The organism is Pseudomonas sp. ICMP22404 (assembly GCF_006227205.1).
Classification (GTDB): Bacteria; Pseudomonadota; Gammaproteobacteria; order Pseudomonadales; family Pseudomonadaceae; genus Aquipseudomonas.
The window spans coordinates 1-709 of the sequence record NZ_VCNG01000054.1 but is presented as its reverse complement, the minus strand read 5'-3'; the positions used below and the strand labels follow the sequence as shown (position 1 = coordinate 709).

The window sequence follows — 709 nt, the reverse complement described above, 5'->3', positions numbered from 1 at the left end:
GTTGTAGACGTCGTTGGCAGGCGTATTGACTGCAACAGTGCCGGTGGTTTCGCCAGCGGCGATGTTAATCACGGAGCCATTGCTCAGCGTCACGGTCACTGGCGTTTGCGCCGCGTTGGTCAGCGTCGCGGTATAGGTGATCTGCCCGCCTTCGGTGATGCTCTCGCTGGCGCTCAGAGTCAGGCCAGTGTCGTCCACCGAATCAGTGATCGTGGTGACCGCTGGTGTGGTGTCTGGCACCAGATTCTCGAAATTGCCACCGGTGGCACCGGTAATGGTGGTGCTGACGGTACTGCCGTTGTTGTAGACGTCGTTGGCAGGCGTATTGACTGCAACAGTGCCGGTGGTTTCACCGGCAGCGATGTTGATTACTGAGCCATTGCTCAGCGTCACGGTCACTGGCGTTTGCGCCGCGTTGGTCAGCGTCGCGGTATAGGTGATCTGGCCGCCTTCGGTAATGCTTTCGCTGGCGCTCAGGGTCAGACCAGTGTCGTCCACCGAATCAGTGATCGTGGTGACGGCAGGCGTAGTGTCCGGAACCAGGTTTTCGAAGTTACCGCCGGTCGCACCGGTGATGGTGGTGCTGACGGTGCTGCCATTGTTGTAGACGTCGTTGGCAGGCGTATTGACTGCAACAGTGCCGGTGGTTTCGCCAGCGGCGATGTTAATCACGGAGCCATTGCTCAGCGTCACGGTCACTGGCGTTTGC

1 protein-coding gene is annotated in these 709 nt (G+C 59.4%); it reads right to left on the bottom strand.

The annotated features are described in order from the left end of the window. Window positions 1–709, bottom strand: a 709-nt coding sequence (locus FGE05_RS29600) for an immunoglobulin-like domain-containing protein (RefSeq protein WP_139650434.1), incomplete at both ends; no start/stop codon positions are given.